The following is a 15,361-nucleotide window of genomic DNA, read 5'->3' on the forward strand; positions in this document are numbered from 1 at the left end:
ACGAAAGGAGACGGAATGCACCACGCCACACCGCTTATTACCACCATTGTTGGTGGACTTGTGCTCGCTTTTATCCTTGGCATGATTGCCAATAAGCTGCGTATTTCTCCTCTTGTCGGCTATCTGCTGGCAGGTGTGCTGGCGGGACCGTTTACGCCAGGTTTTGTTGCGGATACCAAACTGGCTCCTGAACTGGCGGAATTGGGCGTGATTCTGCTGATGTTTGGCGTCGGTCTGCATTTTTCGCTGAAGGACCTGATGGCGGTAAAGTCGATCGCCATACCCGGAGCGATCGCCCAGATAGGGGTGGCGACGCTGCTGGGCATGGCGCTTTCGGCAGTGCTGGGCTGGTCGCTGATGACCGGCATCGTCTTTGGGCTGTGCCTCTCCACCGCCAGTACCGTGGTGCTGCTGCGCGCGCTTGAAGAGAGGCAGTTGATAGACAGCCAGCGCGGGCAAATCGCGATTGGCTGGCTGATTGTAGAAGATCTGGTCATGGTCCTGACGCTGGTACTGCTGCCCGCCGTCGCCGGGATGATGGAAAAAGACAACGTCGGCTTCGCCTCGCTGGCGCTGGATATGAGCATCACCATCGGTAAAGTGGTGGCGTTTATCGCCATCATGATGCTGGTGGGTCGCCGTCTGGTGCCGTGGATCATGTCCCGCAGCGCGGCAACCGGCTCCCGCGAGCTGTTTACCCTCTCCGTGCTGGCGCTGGCGCTGGGCATCGCCTTCGGTGCCGTTGAGCTGTTTGATGTCTCCTTTGCCCTGGGGGCGTTCTTCGCCGGGATGGTGCTGAACGAATCCGAGCTGAGCCACCGTGCGGCGCACGACACGCTGCCGCTGCGCGATGCGTTTGCCGTGCTGTTCTTCGTCTCCGTCGGGATGCTGTTCGATCCGCTGGTGCTGATCCAGCAGCCGCTGGCCGTGCTGGGCACGCTGGCGATCATTATTTTTGGTAAGTCGCTCGCGGCTTTCTTCCTGGTGCGAATGTTCGGCCACTCGCCGCGCACGGCGCTGACCATTGCCGCCAGCCTGGCACAGATTGGCGAGTTCGCCTTTATTCTGGCCGGTCTGGGCATGGCATTGAACCTGCTGCCACAGGCGGGGCAAAATCTGGTGCTGGCAGGGGCAATCCTCTCCATCATGCTAAACCCGGTATTGTTTGCCCTGCTGGAAAAATACCTCGAGAAGACCGAAACCCTCGAAGAGCAGACGCTGGAAGAGGCAACGGAAGAAGAGAAGCAGATCCCGGTGGATATTTGTAATCACGCCCTGCTGGTGGGCTTTGGCCGCGTCGGCAGCCTGCTCGGCGAGAAGCTGATGGCGCAGGGGATCCCGCTGGTGGTGATTGAGACGTCACGCACCCGCGTGGATGAGCTTCGCGAGCGCGGGATTCGTGCGGTGCTGGGCAATGCGGCGAACGAAGAGATCATGGAGCTGGCACATCTGGACTGTGCCCGCTGGCTGCTGCTGACCATTCCAAACGGTTATGAAGCGGGTGAGATTGTGGCCTCCGCGCGTGAGAAGTGCCCCGGTATTGAGATCATTGCCCGAGCGCACTATGACGACGAGGTGGAATACATTACCGAGCGCGGCGCGAATCAGGTGGTGATGGGCGAGCGTGAGATTGCGAACACCATGCTGACGCTGCTGACGAAGCCGCCAGTTGAAGAGGCGGTTACGGGGTAAGTTTGCTGCGGCCTGATGCCCTCACCCTGGCCCTCTCCACAGGGAGAGGGAACAAATACTAAAAACGGCAACCACAGGTTGCCGTTTTGCTTTTACCTGTCCCAGTACGCCTCTTCGAGGCTGTCTTCTCGTTCCGGCAGTCCACGCGTTAAGCGTGGAGAATGCTGGTTCAGCACCTGGTAGCTCACGCGGTTGGCGTACTTGCACACCTGCGCCAGCGACGAATAGGTCAGCCAGCTGAACTTGTGCTTGCTGGAGTTCGGCACGTTAGTTTTGTGATAGGCGTTCGCGGTAATGTCATGCAGCAGCGCGGCCAGCGCGCCGTCGCCCGCGCCGTTAGTGTTCATGATCTTCTCCGGCCCGCCCATATACGGCGCAATGTGGGAGTAGATACGCAGCGGATTCACGCAGTCTTTGTGGCGCATGCCGCGGCTGAACTCGTACTGGTTGAACTCCGCAATCGCCCCCGGCAGCAGCGGGTGCTGGGTTTTGCGCTTGCTCTCTTCTTCCGTGAACCCCGCCATATACAGCCCAACCGGACCCGCGGTGCAGAGCACCAGATCCACCCAGTCCAGCGCTTTGTCGGACGCCAGCAGCGGATCGCTTTCACCGGTCAGCGCCTCGGCCTCTTCTTCGTTCATCGCCAGAATCGAGACGTGCTCTTTCAGGAAGGTCTGCCACCACTCCGGGTTATCGGCAATCACGAATTTGGTGCCCAGCGTCAGAACGACGGGCACGTCGTACTTTTTCGCGTACTCAATCGCCTTCATGGTCGCTTCCGGCATCGGCTCGCCCGGCTTGCAGCGCACCAGGTAGGAGGTCAGCACCAGCGCAGACGCGCCCGCGATCACCTCTTCGGGAATGCTTTCCGCGCGCAGCTTGTTCATGTGGCCCGGGCTGATGGCAAAGGTACGCTCGCCGGATTCGCCGATCAGCGTAAAGCAGCGGCCAATCGGCCCGTCTACGCCCTGGAGATAGTTCAGATCGGTGCGGCTGGAGGTGTTGCACAGGTAGCGGTAGGCGTAGCCACCGATTTCGATATTGCTGCACATCACGCCGAGCAGCACCGAGCGGTCATCTGCCAGCACCGAGTAATTATGCATGGTGTTGCCGATGGTGCCGCCAGCGAACTGATGGGTAATCAGATTTTCGCGCACCAGCTCCTGATACAGCGCTTCGGCAACGTCGTCCTCAATCACCAGCGAGTGACCGGCGCTCAGACCGTAACGGGCGACAAACTCATCATCCACTTTCGCTTCAATGTCCACCAGCGTCTGGTCGATACCGACAACCCAGGCCGCGCTGGTTTCATTTTCAGGCTGGATTTGCTGCAGGAGCGGATCGCGGGCATCGACGGGAAAGTAGTGTTTGGATTTGCGTTTACCGGGAAATTTCATGGTCTGAACTGTACGAAGAATATGGGCCGGGAATGGTAGCACAAACCCGGCCCGGAGTGCGATCAGCGGCTGTTCGTCACCAGCGAGACCATCATGTCGATATGCTCAGGTGAGTCGTTAAGCGCCGGAATGTACTCATACTTTTCGCCGCCGGCCTCAAGGAAAAATTCCCGGTTTTGCACCGCGATCTCCTCCAGCGTTTCAAGGCAGTCCGCCGAGAAGCCCGGCGACATCACCTGAATGTGCTTCACGCCCTTCTCGCCGAGCATTTTGAGGGTTTCATCGGTGTACGGCGTCAGCCACGGCTCGCGGCCAAAGCGCGACTGGAAGGTCATCATCACCTTCTCCGGCGGCAGGCCAAGGGCGGAGACCAGCTCGCGGGTGGTATCGCGGCAGCGCTGGGGGTAATCATCCCCTTCATTGGCGAAACGCTGCGGAATACCGTGATAGGAGAGCAGCAGCAGATCCGGTTCGCCGTGCTTTTCAAACGATGCTCGGGCGCTGTTGGCAAGCGCCTTAATGTAGAGATCGTTATCCGCATAATCGCGAATAAAGGTCACGCCCGGAATGCGGCGACGCGTCTTCAGAATACGCGCCAGCTCGTCCCAGACGGCGGCCACCGTCGAGCAGGAGTACTGCGGATACAAGGCCAGCACGACGATATGATCCACGCCCTGTGCCAGCAGCGCATCGACGGCACTTTCCAGCGAAGGTTTACCGTAGCTCATGCCGAGTGCGACGGGCATATCCGGCAGACGGGCGGCCAGCGCTTTTTCCTGACGACGGCTGTACACCATCAGCGGCGAGCCCTCCTCCATCCAGACGGACTGATAAAGTTTGGCGACGCGCGGAGAGCGAATCGGCAGAATGACGCCACGCAGCAGCGGCCACCACAGCAGTCTCGGAAAATCCACGACGCGCGTGTCGCTTAAAAATTGTCGCAGGTAGCGTTTTACCGCCGCTGGAGTGGGTGCTTCTGGGGTGCCCAGATTGGCAAGCAGGATGCCGGTTTTCGCCTGACTCATTCACGCCTCTTAACCATTTGATAGGTTGTCAATTGTAGCGGAAATGCGTTTAAACGAAACCCATTGCTGTAATAGGTAAGATGAGAATATTTCTCACCCGGGAGTCCGGGTGAGAGGCGCGTGATTAGCCGAGGATTTTTTCCAGCTCTGCACGTACGTCAGCCACGGCTTTGGTGCCGTCAACTTTGGCGTATTTGGTGTTACCCGCCTGCGCTTCTTTGGTGTAGTAGCCAATCAGCGGCGCGGTCATCTGATGGTATTCCACCAGGCGTTTACGCACGGTCTCTTCCTGATCGTCTTTACGGGTGGTCAGCTCTTCGCCGGTCACGTCGTCTTTGCCTTCAACCTTAGGCGGGTTGAATTTGATGTGGTAAACGCGGCCAGAGGCAGCGTGTACGCGACGGCCAACGATACGGTCAACGATCAGCTCGTCCGGTACGTCGAACTCCAGAACGTAGTCCACGTTGATGCCCGCTTCTTTCATGGCGTCAGCCTGAGGAATGGTGCGCGGGAAGCCGTCCAGCAGGAAACCGTTACGGCAGTCTTCTTGCGCAATGCGCTCTTTAACCAGCGCGATAACCAGCTCGTCGGTTACCAGCTTGCCTGCGTCCATGATGTCTTTCGCTTGTTTACCCAGCTCGGAGCCAGATTTTACAGCGGCGCGCAGCATGTCACCGGTGGAGATTTGCGGAATACCGTATTTCTCCATGATGAACTGAGCCTGAGTTCCTTTACCCGCGCCCGGAGCGCCAAGCAGAATAATACGCATTGCGAAAATCCCCTCAAATGTCGTTTCAATTTTTCAAAAGCGCTAAACAATACCACCAGAACGGGCGTGGCTCAAGGAAGGCGGGAAGGCTGAAACGGTTAATGGGGGGAGATAATTTGGGAGAGTGCGGTCTGGTGCCCTCACCCCGGCCCTCTCCCACGGGGAGAGGGAGAAGACCAGGGGAGACGTGGTCAGTTACGCCAGCAGCAGCGCATTCACACGTTTAATGAACAGGTTAGGATCTTCCAGGGTGCCGCGCTCGGCCAGCAGGGACTGATCCAGCAGGAGTTCAACCCACTCGGCAAAGCGAGCTTCATCCTGGGTATCCGCCGCGCGTTTCACCAGCGGATGATCCGGATTAAGCTCAAAGATATATTTCACTTCCGGCACGGCCTGGCCCGCCGCGGCGAACAGCTTCGCCATCTGGGTGCTCATTTCGTCGGCATCGGTGGTGACAATCGCCGGAGTATCGGTCAGACGGTGCGTGAATCTTACCTCTTTCACGCGGTCGCCCAGCAGGGTTTTGACACGCTCAACGAACGGCTCAAGCGCCTTCTCGGCTTCTTTCGCGCTTTCGTCCACTTCATCCGCCAGCTTGTCGATGGACTCGTCGGCTTTGGCAACGGACTGGAACGCCTTACCGTCGAACTCGGTCAGGTAGTTCATCATCCACTCGTCGATGCGGTCAGAAAGCAGCAGCACTTCGATGCCTTTCTTACGCAGCAGCTCCAGGTGCGGGCTGCTCTTCGCTGCCGCATAGCTGTCGGCGGTGATGTAGTAGATCTTCTCCTGCCCTTCCTTCATGCGGGAGACGTACTCTTCCAGCGACACGGTCTGGGCGGAGGAGTCGGTATGCGTAGAGGCGAAGCGCAGCAGTTTGGCGATAGTTTCAATGTTCGCCATGTCTTCAGCCGGGCCTTCTTTCAGCACCAGGCCGAACTGTTTCCAGAAGGTCTGGTATTTTTCCGCGTCGTCTTTCGCCAGTTTTTCCAGCATCTGCAACGCACGTTTGGTCAGAGCGTTACGCAGATTACGGGTAACGGTGCTGTCCTGAAGGATTTCACGGGAGACGTTCAGCGGCAGATCGTTGGAGTCTATCAGGCCACGAACAAAGCGCAGGTAGTTCGGCATGAACTGCTCGGCGTCGTCCATGATGAAGACGCGCTGCACGTACAGCTTCAGGCCGTGCTTGTGATCGCGGTTCCACATGTCCCACGGTGCCTGTGCCGGAATGTACAGCAGGCTGGTGTACTCCTGCTTCCCTTCCACGCGGTTGTGGCTCCAGGTCAGCGGGTCGGTAAAGTCGTGGGCGATGTGCTTATAAAACTCGTTGTACTCGTCGTCTTTGATTTCAGCCTTATTACGCGTCCACAGCGCCTGCGCCTTGTTGATTTTCTCCCAGGAAACCACGGTTTCACCGTCTTTCTCTTCCTGTTTTTCAATCTCTACCGGCAGCGCGATGTGGTCGGAATATTTGCTGATGATGGAGCGTACGCGCCAGTCGTTCAGGAAATCATCTTCGCCTTCGCGCAGGTGGAGGGTGATTTCGGTGCCGCGATCCGCTTTGGTGATGTCATCAACGGTGTATTCGCCTTCCCCTTTGGATTCCCACAGCACGCCGTTCTCGGCGCTGTCGCCCGCCGCGCGGGTGCGCACGGTGACTTTGTCCGCCACGATGAACGCCGAGTAGAAGCCTACGCCGAACTGGCCAATCAGCTGGCTGTCTTTCGCCTGGTCAGAGCCCATGGACTCCAGGAACGCTTTGGTGCCGGATTTAGCGATGGTGCCAAGGTGGTCGATCACCTCGTCGCGGTTCATCCCGATGCCGTTATCAGCGATGGTCAGGGTGCGGTTCTCTTTGTTGAAAGAGACGCGCACGCGCAGTTCGCCGTCGCCTTCATACAGATCCGGGTTGGACAGCGCGCGGAAGCGCAGCTTGTCCGCCGCATCGGAGGCGTTGGAAATCAGCTCACGCAGGAAAATTTCTTTGTTGGAATACAGGGAATGGATCATCAGGTGCAGAAGCTGTTTTACTTCTGACTGGAAACCACGGGTTTCTTGTCCTTTCATCTAAGTCGACCTCAACAATGCCATTTAATGGGGTTGTAAAACGTTGAGTGAGAGATGGGGATAAGGGGGGAAATTTTCAAGCGGAGGCCGCGCGCGCGGCCTCCGTTTGGTCAGAAAATAATCTTGTGTCGTCCGGCCAGCGAGTGCGACAGCGTGGTGCCATCGACCATCTCCAGCTCGCCGCCGACCGGCACGCCGTGGGCGATGCGGCTGGCGTCAACGCCGTACTGCGCGCACAGCTCGGCGATATAGTTGGCGGTTGCCTCCCCTTCCACCGTCGGGTTGGTGGCGAGGATCACCTCTTTGATGGTTTCGGACTCAAGACGCTGTTCAAGGCGGTCAAGACCGATATCGTCCGGGCCAATGCCGTCCAGCGGGGAGAGATGCCCCATCAGCACAAAATAGCGGCCGGAAAACTGCCCGGTTTGTTCGATGGCGTAGATGTCCGCCGGACTCTCCACCACGCAAATCTGACCGTTTTCCTGACGACGCGGGTTCGTACAGATGTTACACACGTCCTGCTCGGTAAAGGTCCGGCAATCCGCACAGTGACCAATTTCTGACATGGCGCGGGTTAAAGCCTGCGCCAGGCGCATCCCGCCGCTGCGGTCGCGCTGCAATAGCGTAAACGCCATGCGCTGCGCCGACTTCGGGCCAACGCCCGGCAGGCAGCGCAGTGCTTCCATTAACTGCGTGAGCAGCGGACTGGTTTGCATCAGAATGGCATCTTAAAACCCGGCGGCAGCTGCATACCGCTGGAAACAGAGGCCATTTTCTCTTTCTGGGTTTCGTCGATACGGCGAGCGGCATCGTTAAACGCGGCTGCAACCAGATCTTCCAGCATTTCTTTGTCGTCTTCGAGCAGGCTCGGGTCGATTTCAACGCGACGGCAGTTGTGCGCACCGTTGATGGTCACCTTGACCAGACCGGCACCGGATTCACCCGTGACTTCCAGCTGAGCGATCTCTTCCTGCATCTTCTGCATTTTTTCCTGCATCTGCTGAGCCTGCTTCATCAGGCCACCCAGACCGCCTTTTCCACCAAACATAGGCTTCTCTCTTCTTTCACGTTTAAGGATTACAACCGTAAGTCAGACTCACGATCAAATGGGGCGAATACTCTCTTCATCCAGATCGGCGTCGAAGAACCGGCGCAGGGTCTGGATGTTGTTATCCGCAATAATTGCCTCGCGCGCCTGCGCGAGCTTCTCTTCATAAATGGCCTGGCGCCACTCGAGCGGCGTTTTCACCGCCGAATTATCATCTTCAATGATAGTCAATTCAACCGGTGAACCCTGTAAAGCAGCAAGCGCCTCGGCCAGCGCCTTTTGCGCGCCAGGGGAATTGAGGTGCCGCTGGCCCGGACGCAGGTGCAGACGCACCTGATTGCCGTCCTGCTCTTTCCAGGCGTTTAGCGCGACCTGCTCCACCAGCTTCGGCAGCTGGAGTTGGCTGACCTCAGCGGCCCAGGCGTCGCGCGCGATGGACTCTTCGGCGAGCTTCGCGGAAAGCTCCGGCGTTTTTTCATGCTCCAGCGCCTTTTTCAGCGCTTTCGGCGTGGCGACCACTTCCTTGACCGTTTCAACAACGGTGGTCGCCTTCCAGCGGTAAGCCTCTTCTTTCACCGGGGCTTTCTGCTCGAGCGCGGACGGTGCCGGACGCGACTGTACGCGCTCCGTTACCGAGGCCAGTCGTTCAAGCGCGGCGTTGTTCACCGGCCGCGCTCTTCCTGGCGCTGCCGGTTCACTCTTTTTTGGTTTGGTTACTCCCTGCGCACGCTGCAGCTGGCTGCGTGCGGCAAGCACCGAACTGGTGGCATCCGACAGCGGCACGTTTTGCTGTGGCGGCGGCGTCGGCTGCGGTGGCACCTGCTGCGGTGACATTACCGCCGTAGGGGCGACCGGGGCAAAAGACTGCCGCGGCGCTTCCGGTTCCGGCAACGGCATGCGCGGGTGGAACGCCAGCGCGCGCAGCAGCGTCATTTCGACGCCCATCCTGGGGTCCGGTGCAAACGGTAACTCTTTGCGGCCAATCAGCAGCGTCTGGTAATACAGCTGCACGTCGGCAGGCGGCACGGTGCGGGCAAGTTCACGCATCCGCTGTTCAATGGCGGCCATATCCGCACCGATGGCCGACGGAGACAGCTGCAGCATCGCCACGCGGTGCAGCAGGCTGAGCATCTCAACCAGCAGCGCTTCCCACTCAATACCGCGGGCAGCGGCCGCGTTCACCAGCGACATCACGCGCTCGCCGTTGGCGGCAATCATCGCTTCGATGAGCGACAGCGCCTGATCGTCATCCAGCGTGCCGAGCATGGTGCTGACCGCGTCGGTCGAGAGCTTGCCGTCACCGCTGGCAATCGCCTGGTCGGTCAGGCTTAGCGCATCGCGCAGGCTGCCGTCCGCCGCGCGGGCCAGCAGCTGCAGGGCGCGCGGCTCGTGAACGATCTTCTCTTCATCAAGGATGTGCTCAAGCTGCGCGCGGATCTGCTCAACGTCCAGCGCCTTCAGGTGGAACTGCAGGCAGCGCGACAGGATGGTGACCGGCAGCTTTTGCGGATCGGTGGTCGCCAGCAGGAATTTAACGTGCGCGGGCGGCTCTTCCAGCGTTTTCAGCAGGGCGTTAAAGCTGTGGCGCGACAGCATGTGCACTTCATCGATCAGGTAGACCTTGAAGCGGCCGCGCGCCGGGGCGTACTGCACGTTGTCGAGCAGATCGCGGGTGTCTTCCACCTTGGTACGCGAGGCGGCGTCGATCTCGATCAAATCGACAAAACGCCCCTGCTCGATCTCGCGGCAGTTGTCACACACGCCGCACGGGGTGGCGGTGATCCCGGTTTCGCAGTTCAGACCTTTCGCCAGCAGACGGGCAATAGAAGTCTTACCGACGCCGCGGGTGCCGGAAAAAAGATAGGCGTGATGGATGCGACCTAGCGACAAGCCGTTCGCCAGGGCCGTCAGCACATGTTCCTGACCGACAACGTCAGCAAAGGTTTGTGGTCGCCATTTACGGGCTAACACCTGATAACTCATGGGCAGGCTCTGCAACGCTGGAAGGTGAATTTATGGAGGGGAATGCTATCACAACCTCACCCATTGAGCGAGGTTGTGAAAACCGGGATTAATGACCCGGGAAAGGCACCAGGCTGTAGCTGGTAATGCCCTGTTTTTCCAGGCGCTGCTCACCGCCAAGATCGAACAGGTTGATGATGAAGGCCGCGTCGGTCACTTCACCACCCAGACGGCGGATCAGCTTGACGGTCGCTTCAATGGTGCCGCCGGTTGCCAGCAGATCGTCAACCACCAGCACTTTGTCGCCGGGCTTGATCGCGTCAACGTGGATCTCCAGCTGATCGGTGCCGTACTCCAGCTCGTAGCTCTCCGCGATGGTTTCACGCGGCAGCTTGCGCGGCTTACGCACCGGCACAAAACCCACGCCCATCGCCAGCGCAACCGGTGCGCCAAACAGGAAGCCACGGGCTTCGGTACCTACTACTTTGGTGATCCCGGCGTTTTTATAACGCTCGACCAGCAGTTCAATGCTGAGCGCGTACGCTTTCGGGTCTTCCAGCAAGCTGGTGACATCACGGAAAAGAATGCCAGGCTTTGGATAGTCCTGGATACTTTTGATGCTATTTTTCAGATATTCAAGCTGCTGCGCAGTTGCGGTCATCGGTTTGTGCCTAAATGAAACAGTGTTACTCACGGCGCGCGACGAGTCGGTCAAAGTAACAGTTGTTTAACCTTTGACCAGGCGCACCTGTGCTCGAAAACGGTCGAATTTACTGGCTGCGCGCCATAATTGCAACCGCCATGATGAGGCTTCAGTGCTTTTGTTGCTTTTCATCAACCACGGGGATCCGCCACATGAAGATCAGCAGGCAGGCCAGGATCGTCAGCAGCAGAATACGCACCCACATCATGTTCACCAGCCATAACGAAACGGCGAACGTGATCAGGATAAAGGCAATGGCGCGCGGCTTGGCCCCGGGCGGCATGGCCCGGTGTTTTTGCCAGTGCCGCAGGTAGCCGCCAAACCACGAGCGGTACAGGAGCCAGTGGTGAAAACGCGGCGACGAGCGGGCGAAGCACCAGGCGGCCAGCAGGATAAACGGCGTGGTCGGCAGTAAGGGCAATACAACGCCCAGCGTACCCAGCACTACCGCGAGCCAGCCAATGATGATTAAAATAGTACGCTGCATAATGCGAATCGTTATCAAACTGAACGGCTACTTTACCACTGGAGAGCGCATTGAAAACAGCACTGCTTCTTGAGAGGCTGCAAAATCAGCTGATCGCTCTGCGGGCGCAGGCCATGCCGCTGATGGGACACGCCACGCTGAAACCGCGCTTTGATCGGCAGCTTTTCCGCACCCGCAGCACCGTCATTCAGGATTACCTTGCTGAGATGCAGACCAACCTCGATGAGCTTCGCCACGCGGTTGAGAGTGAACAGCAGGAACAGGTGGTGTGGCTTGCGGAGCATCTTACCGAGCAGATCACCGCCCTGCACCGCGAAATCGCCGCCTGGCCGCTACGGGCGTGGGACAGCGCCTCGCCTGGGCTGGGCAAATGGCAGCGCAAGCGGCTGGAGAACCAGGAGTTTGAGCGGCGTCTGTTTGAGATGAAGCGCGAGCGCGAAGCCCGCCTGAACAACAGCGAAACGCTGGAAGAGCAGCAGCTATTGATGCGCGAGATTAGCGCGCTGGAAGGCCGCATCGTCCGCTGCCGTCAGGCGCTGGATGAGATTGAACGCGTGATTGAACGCCTGACCCGTTAACTGGAGCCACATCTATGTCACTGGAAAATGCACCCGACGAGGTCAAGCTGGCCGTCGATTTGATTATGCTGCTGGAGAATCATGAGATCCCCGCCGGGACGGTGCTTAAAGCGCTGGAGATTGTGCGGCGGGATTTTGAGGGGAAACTTCCCCCTCACCCTAACCCTCTCCCCGTGGGAGAGGGAAAATAGATTAAGCGGGAGTCGGGTCGTCGCCCTTAATGTCGCGCTTCACTTCCGTATGCTCATCACCTTTCTCGTTACGCAGGTGAACCTCAAGCTGGTTGAAGGCGATATTAATATCGTTTTCACGGCACAGGCGATCGATAGAGCGGTTAAGCTCATCCACCGTGTAGCTGCGGTCGCGCAGCTCGCGCACGTATAAACGCAGCTCGTGATCCAGCGTACTCGGCCCAAAGGTGGTGAAGAACACAGCCGGGGCAGGATCGTGCATCACTTTCGGATGCTCAGACGCCGCCTTCAGCAGCACCTCTTTCACCTTATCCAGATCCGATCCATAGGCTACGCCCAGGCGGATCACCACGCGCGTCACCGTATCAGAGAGCGACCAGTTGATCAGACGCTCGGTCACGAACGCTTTGTTCGGGATGATCACCTCTTTGCGATCGAAGTCGGTGATGGTGGTCGCACGAATTCGGATCTTGCTGACGGTCCCGGAGAACGTGCCGATGGTGACGGTATCGCCGATACGCACCGGACGTTCGAAGAGGATAATCAGGCCGGAGACAAAGTTACCGAAGATCTCCTGCAGGCCAAAACCAAGACCGACCGAGAGGGCCGCCGCCAGCCACTGCAGTTTATCCCACGAGACGCCCAGCGAGCCGAATACCGTCATCGCCCCGACGATAATGATGACGTAATTCAGGATAGTGGTGATGGCGTAAGACGCCCCCTGGCGCAGGTTCAGCCTTGAGAGCACCAGCACTTCCAGCAGACCCGGCAGGTTACGAATCAGCGCCCAGGCCACCACCGACGACACCAGCGCAAACAGCAGGCTGCCCATGGTGACGCTTTTCATCACCGCCGCGCCGGCTTCGGTACCGTTGTACTGCCAGAGGGTAATGCTGTCGAGATAGGCGAAGACGGTAATTAAATCAGACCAGATCGCCCAGAACATCACCGCAAACAGCGCGATCATCACCAGCATGGTGATACGCAGCGTCTGCTGGTTAACCTGCTCCAGCGCGATGGTCGGCTCTTCCTGCGGCTCCGCGCCTTCGGCCCCCTCTTTCACCTGATGCTGACGACGCGCAATGGCACGACGGTAGGCAATGCGGCGAGCCGCGACGCTTAAGCCGCGCAGCACGGTCTGATAGAGCAGGTTCCAGACAATCACCAGATAGACGGTTTCAATCCAGCGCCCGGACAGGCGCAGCGTGGTGTAGAAGTAGCCCGTTGCCGTAAGCACCATCAGCGCCAGCGGAATGATCGCCAGCACCGTCACGGTGGCCAGACGGATATTGTGGGACTCCTTATCGCGCCAGCTGTCGCGGCACATCGGCCACATCAGGATCGCAATCAGCAGCAGGTTGAGCAGAATGACCAGTTGACCCAGCACATCATCCATCAGATGCAGCGGGGAAAGCTCGGAGACTACCGACCAGAAGTGCAGCGGCAGGAGCGCCAGGCTGACGCGCACAATCTGGCGACGCCAGTGGCTGGTCAACTGAGCAGGCATGTTGAAGTGACGCACCGCCACGCCGTCTTTTTCGAGCACCTTCCAGCACACGCCAAATACCAGCCAGAACAGCGCCAGTTTTTTACTGAACGCCCAGAGCAGATCGCTGACGTTAAGCTGCATCGTGAGCAGAATCAGGCCCACGGCCAGAATAATCAGGCACACCGGCAGCGCGCGAATGAGATCGATCAGAATCGCTTTTGGCGTATGGAGCTGGCTGTCGTTACGCAGTTGCCCCACTTCCGAAGCCAGCTTCGCCTGGTACTGTTTCAGCCATTTCAAACGCCAGCGGATCAGACCGGCAATCAGCAGCAGCGGTAAGCCCGCCAGGAAAGCAATCATTACCGCAGGCCAGGCTTTCTCCCAGTTCACGGTGATTTTCATGCTCTTAATCTGCGTTTTCAGCGTCTCCGGGAAGGACTTAATCCAGTCCCAGTCCATCGGCTTATTGCTGTTCACCCAGAAAATCTGCTGCGTCAAAATCTCCTGCAGGCTTTTTGACACGCTGACCAGCTGCTGCTGGTTGATCTGCAGGTTAATCGCCATCATCAGCTGGTTGCCCAGCTGTTTATTGAGCTGGTCCAGCAGTTCACGGCGCATATCCACCACCTGGAGCAGCGCGTCATGCACTTCCGGGTTTACGTCACTGGAGTGCCCCTCTTCAATTTTGGCGACAAAGGCATCACTCTGGAAAAGGGCATCGCGCTGCTGGTTGACGTCAAACTGTTCCAGACGTAAATCCGCAATGCGGTTGGTCATGTCCTCCAGCTCGTCGGCAGACGGCAGCGTCTGCTGCTGCTGGTAGAGAATACGCGACAGCAGGAGGCTGCCCTTCAGAACCGCGATCTGCTCTTTAATGTTGCGTTCCGCCTGCAGCGCGCGATCCAGCCAGTTCTTCACTTTGATATTTTGCTGAACCAGCGAGTTGCCGCTTTCCGTCGCCACTATCAGGCGCTGGCTGAGCTGGTGGTTAGCCTCAAGCTCCTGCTTCACCAGAGGATTCGCCTGAATACGGGCGGTTTCGTCAGGGGATACGGCCTCCTGGGCGGTTTTTTCAGTCAGCGTCAGGCGCTTGCTGTTAACAGCTTCCTGCAGCAACTGAAGCTGATGTTCCAGACGATTAATGTTCGCGGTGACGTAATCACGCTGCTTCTGGAGCGTGTCCTGCAGCACCGTATTCCCTTCCAGGCTTTTACGCTGCTGTTCAATTTGCGCATTGAGCAGCGACTGCTGAACCAGCAGCAGGGTTTGCTGGGTCGGGCGCAGCGTGCCCTCCCCTACCGTCGTGCCGTTCAGGCGGTTACGGATCTGCTGCAGCTGCTGAGACGCGGCGTACATCGCGTTTTGCACGCGCTCGGGCTGGGTTTGCAGGGAGACGAGCTGACTGTTGTAGGTCGCGAGGTCAGACTGTGCGGTTTGCAGATCGTCGAGCAATTGCGCGACGCGCGATTCCAGCTGGCGTAAGGAGAGCGTGGAGAGCGTTTTGCGCGTTTCATCGTCGTTATCGACGTCGCTCAGCGCGCTTAGCGCTTCCGTGGCCTTACGCATGTTCTCCGGCGCCTGCGCCACCTTTTGACGAAGCTGTGCAGTTTCAGCCTTAACGCGTTCAATTTTATCCAGCGTTTCCAGCGTTTCTGTCAGATCCTGCTGCGTCAGTTTTTCCTGAGGAGAGAGTTCTTTTTGTTTATTCAGCGTGTCGAGCTGCGACTGAACATCAGCGCGCGTGGGGATATCGTTACTGTTGTCGGCGCGGGCCCAGGTCAGCGGCGCCGTGGCGAAGAAAAACAGCATAGCAAAGAGCAATGCAAATACAGGATGTTGCGAGCGATTGATGGGCAGCATAGTTGTGAATGATGTCAGCAGATGACCGAAAATAGTCCGGCGTGAAGAATATCACGCTCGTCGGAAGCAGAATAGCGAGAACGTAAGCCT

The 15,361-nt window shown here is 58.3% G+C and carries 13 protein-coding genes and 1 other annotated feature; of the genes, 3 read left to right on the top strand and 10 right to left on the bottom strand.

Annotation, left to right across the window (positions count from 1 at the left end; all coding sequences use genetic code 11):
* Window positions 1-15 precede the first annotated feature (15 nt).
* Window positions 16-1,692: a YbaL family putative K(+) efflux transporter gene (ybaL, locus tag INF73_RS10365; RefSeq protein WP_045260697.1), complete on the top strand. Its 1,677-nt coding sequence runs from the start codon at window positions 16-18 to the stop codon at window positions 1,690-1,692.
* Window positions 1,693-1,784: 92 nt separating this feature from the next.
* On the opposite strand, the gene INF73_RS10370 is transcribed toward ybaL, so the two are convergent.
* The 9 genes from INF73_RS10370 to INF73_RS10410 all read right to left on the bottom strand — a co-directional run bounded on the left by INF73_RS10370 (window position 1,785) and on the right by INF73_RS10410 (window position 11,153).
* Window positions 1,785-3,089, bottom strand: a complete 1,305-nt coding sequence (locus tag INF73_RS10370; protein ID WP_045260696.1) for an inosine/guanosine kinase — start codon at window positions 3,087-3,089, stop codon at window positions 1,785-1,787.
* Window positions 3,090-3,151: 62 nt separating this feature from the next.
* Entirely contained in the window at window positions 3,152-4,114 is a 963-nt protein-coding gene (gene hemH / locus INF73_RS10375; RefSeq protein ID WP_041911054.1) for a ferrochelatase, read from the bottom strand.
* A gap of 124 nt (window positions 4,115-4,238) precedes the next feature.
* A complete protein-coding gene (gene adk, locus INF73_RS10380; RefSeq protein ID WP_006809841.1) occupies window positions 4,239-4,883 on the bottom strand; it encodes an adenylate kinase in 645 nt (214 codons plus the stop codon).
* A 195-nt stretch (window positions 4,884-5,078) separates the two neighbouring features.
* Window positions 5,079-6,953 (bottom strand): molecular chaperone HtpG, encoded by a 1,875-nt coding sequence (gene htpG / locus INF73_RS10385; protein WP_193541235.1) that lies wholly within the window; start codon window positions 6,951-6,953, stop codon window positions 5,079-5,081.
* Between the two features lie 110 nt (window positions 6,954-7,063).
* Entirely contained in the window at window positions 7,064-7,669 is a 606-nt protein-coding gene (gene recR / locus INF73_RS10390) for a recombination mediator RecR (protein WP_006809843.1), read from the bottom strand.
* Window positions 7,669-8,001, bottom strand: a complete 333-nt coding sequence (locus INF73_RS10395) for a YbaB/EbfC family nucleoid-associated protein (protein WP_003858972.1) — start codon at window positions 7,999-8,001, stop codon at window positions 7,669-7,671. Before INF73_RS10395 ends, recR begins: the two co-directional genes overlap by 1 nt.
* Before the next feature lie 54 nt (window positions 8,002-8,055).
* The gene (gene dnaX / locus INF73_RS10400; RefSeq protein WP_193541233.1) at window positions 8,056-9,984 is read right to left on the bottom strand and encodes a DNA polymerase III subunit gamma/tau; all 1,929 of its coding nucleotides are present in this window, start codon (window positions 9,982-9,984) and stop codon (window positions 8,056-8,058) included.
* Window positions 8,662-8,726: a sequence feature (DnaX frameshifting element), on the bottom strand. (Overlaps the previous gene by 65 nt.)
* 88 nt (window positions 9,985-10,072) lie before the next feature.
* A complete protein-coding gene (gene apt / locus INF73_RS10405; protein WP_000127359.1) occupies window positions 10,073-10,624 on the bottom strand; it encodes an adenine phosphoribosyltransferase in 552 nt (183 codons plus the stop codon).
* Between the two features lie 151 nt (window positions 10,625-10,775).
* Window positions 10,776-11,153 (bottom strand): DUF454 family protein, encoded by a 378-nt coding sequence (locus INF73_RS10410; RefSeq protein WP_193541231.1) that lies wholly within the window; start codon window positions 11,151-11,153, stop codon window positions 10,776-10,778.
* Window positions 11,154-11,203: 50 nt separating this feature from the next.
* On the opposite strand from INF73_RS10410, the gene priC reads away from it, so the two are divergent.
* Both priC and rsmS read left to right on the top strand, forming a co-directional pair.
* Window positions 11,204-11,731 carry a primosomal replication protein N'' gene (gene priC, locus INF73_RS10415; protein WP_193541229.1) on the top strand — a complete coding sequence of 176 codons (528 nt, stop codon included), beginning with the start codon at window positions 11,204-11,206 and terminating at the stop codon, window positions 11,729-11,731.
* Between the two features lie 14 nt (window positions 11,732-11,745).
* Window positions 11,746-11,922 (top strand): pleiotropic regulatory protein RsmS, encoded by a 177-nt coding sequence (gene rsmS, locus INF73_RS10420; RefSeq protein ID WP_032644839.1) that lies wholly within the window; start codon window positions 11,746-11,748, stop codon window positions 11,920-11,922.
* Window position 11,923: 1 nt separating this feature from the next.
* On the opposite strand, the gene mscK is transcribed toward rsmS, so the two are convergent.
* On the bottom strand, window positions 11,924-15,271 hold the full coding sequence (gene mscK, locus INF73_RS10425) for a mechanosensitive channel MscK (RefSeq protein WP_028012192.1): 3,348 nt from the start codon (window positions 15,269-15,271) through the stop codon (window positions 11,924-11,926).
* Between the last annotated feature and the right edge of the window lie 90 nt (window positions 15,272-15,361).

Origin of the sequence: Enterobacter cloacae complex sp. P6RS (assembly GCF_014982245.1) — a bacterium.
Classification (GTDB): domain Bacteria; phylum Pseudomonadota; class Gammaproteobacteria; order Enterobacterales; family Enterobacteriaceae; genus Enterobacter; species Enterobacter bugandensis.

Coding starts and splice junctions, on each gene's coding strand:
- dnaX (WP_193541233.1), bottom strand. CDS start 9,984: ATGAGTTATCAGGTGTTAGCCCGTAAATGGCGACCACAAACCTTTGCT.
- recR (WP_006809843.1), bottom strand. CDS start 7,669: ATGCAAACCAGTCCGCTGCTCACGCAGTTAATGGAAGCACTGCGCTGC.
- htpG (WP_193541235.1), bottom strand. CDS start 6,953: ATGAAAGGACAAGAAACCCGTGGTTTCCAGTCAGAAGTAAAACAGCTT.
- apt (WP_000127359.1), bottom strand. CDS start 10,624: ATGACCGCAACTGCGCAGCAGCTTGAATATCTGAAAAATAGCATCAAA.
- INF73_RS10370 (WP_045260696.1), bottom strand. CDS start 3,089: ATGAAATTTCCCGGTAAACGCAAATCCAAACACTACTTTCCCGTCGAT.
- INF73_RS10395 (WP_003858972.1), bottom strand. CDS start 8,001: ATGTTTGGTGGAAAAGGCGGTCTGGGTGGCCTGATGAAGCAGGCTCAG.
- hemH (WP_041911054.1), bottom strand. CDS start 4,114: ATGAGTCAGGCGAAAACCGGCATCCTGCTTGCCAATCTGGGCACCCCA.
- mscK (WP_028012192.1), bottom strand. CDS start 15,271: ATGCTGCCCATCAATCGCTCGCAACATCCTGTATTTGCATTGCTCTTT.
- rsmS (WP_032644839.1), top strand. CDS start 11,746: ATGTCACTGGAAAATGCACCCGACGAGGTCAAGCTGGCCGTCGATTTG.
- adk (WP_006809841.1), bottom strand. CDS start 4,883: ATGCGTATTATTCTGCTTGGCGCTCCGGGCGCGGGTAAAGGAACTCAG.
- INF73_RS10410 (WP_193541231.1), bottom strand. CDS start 11,153: ATGCAGCGTACTATTTTAATCATCATTGGCTGGCTCGCGGTAGTGCTG.
- ybaL (WP_045260697.1), top strand. CDS start 16: ATGCACCACGCCACACCGCTTATTACCACCATTGTTGGTGGACTTGTG.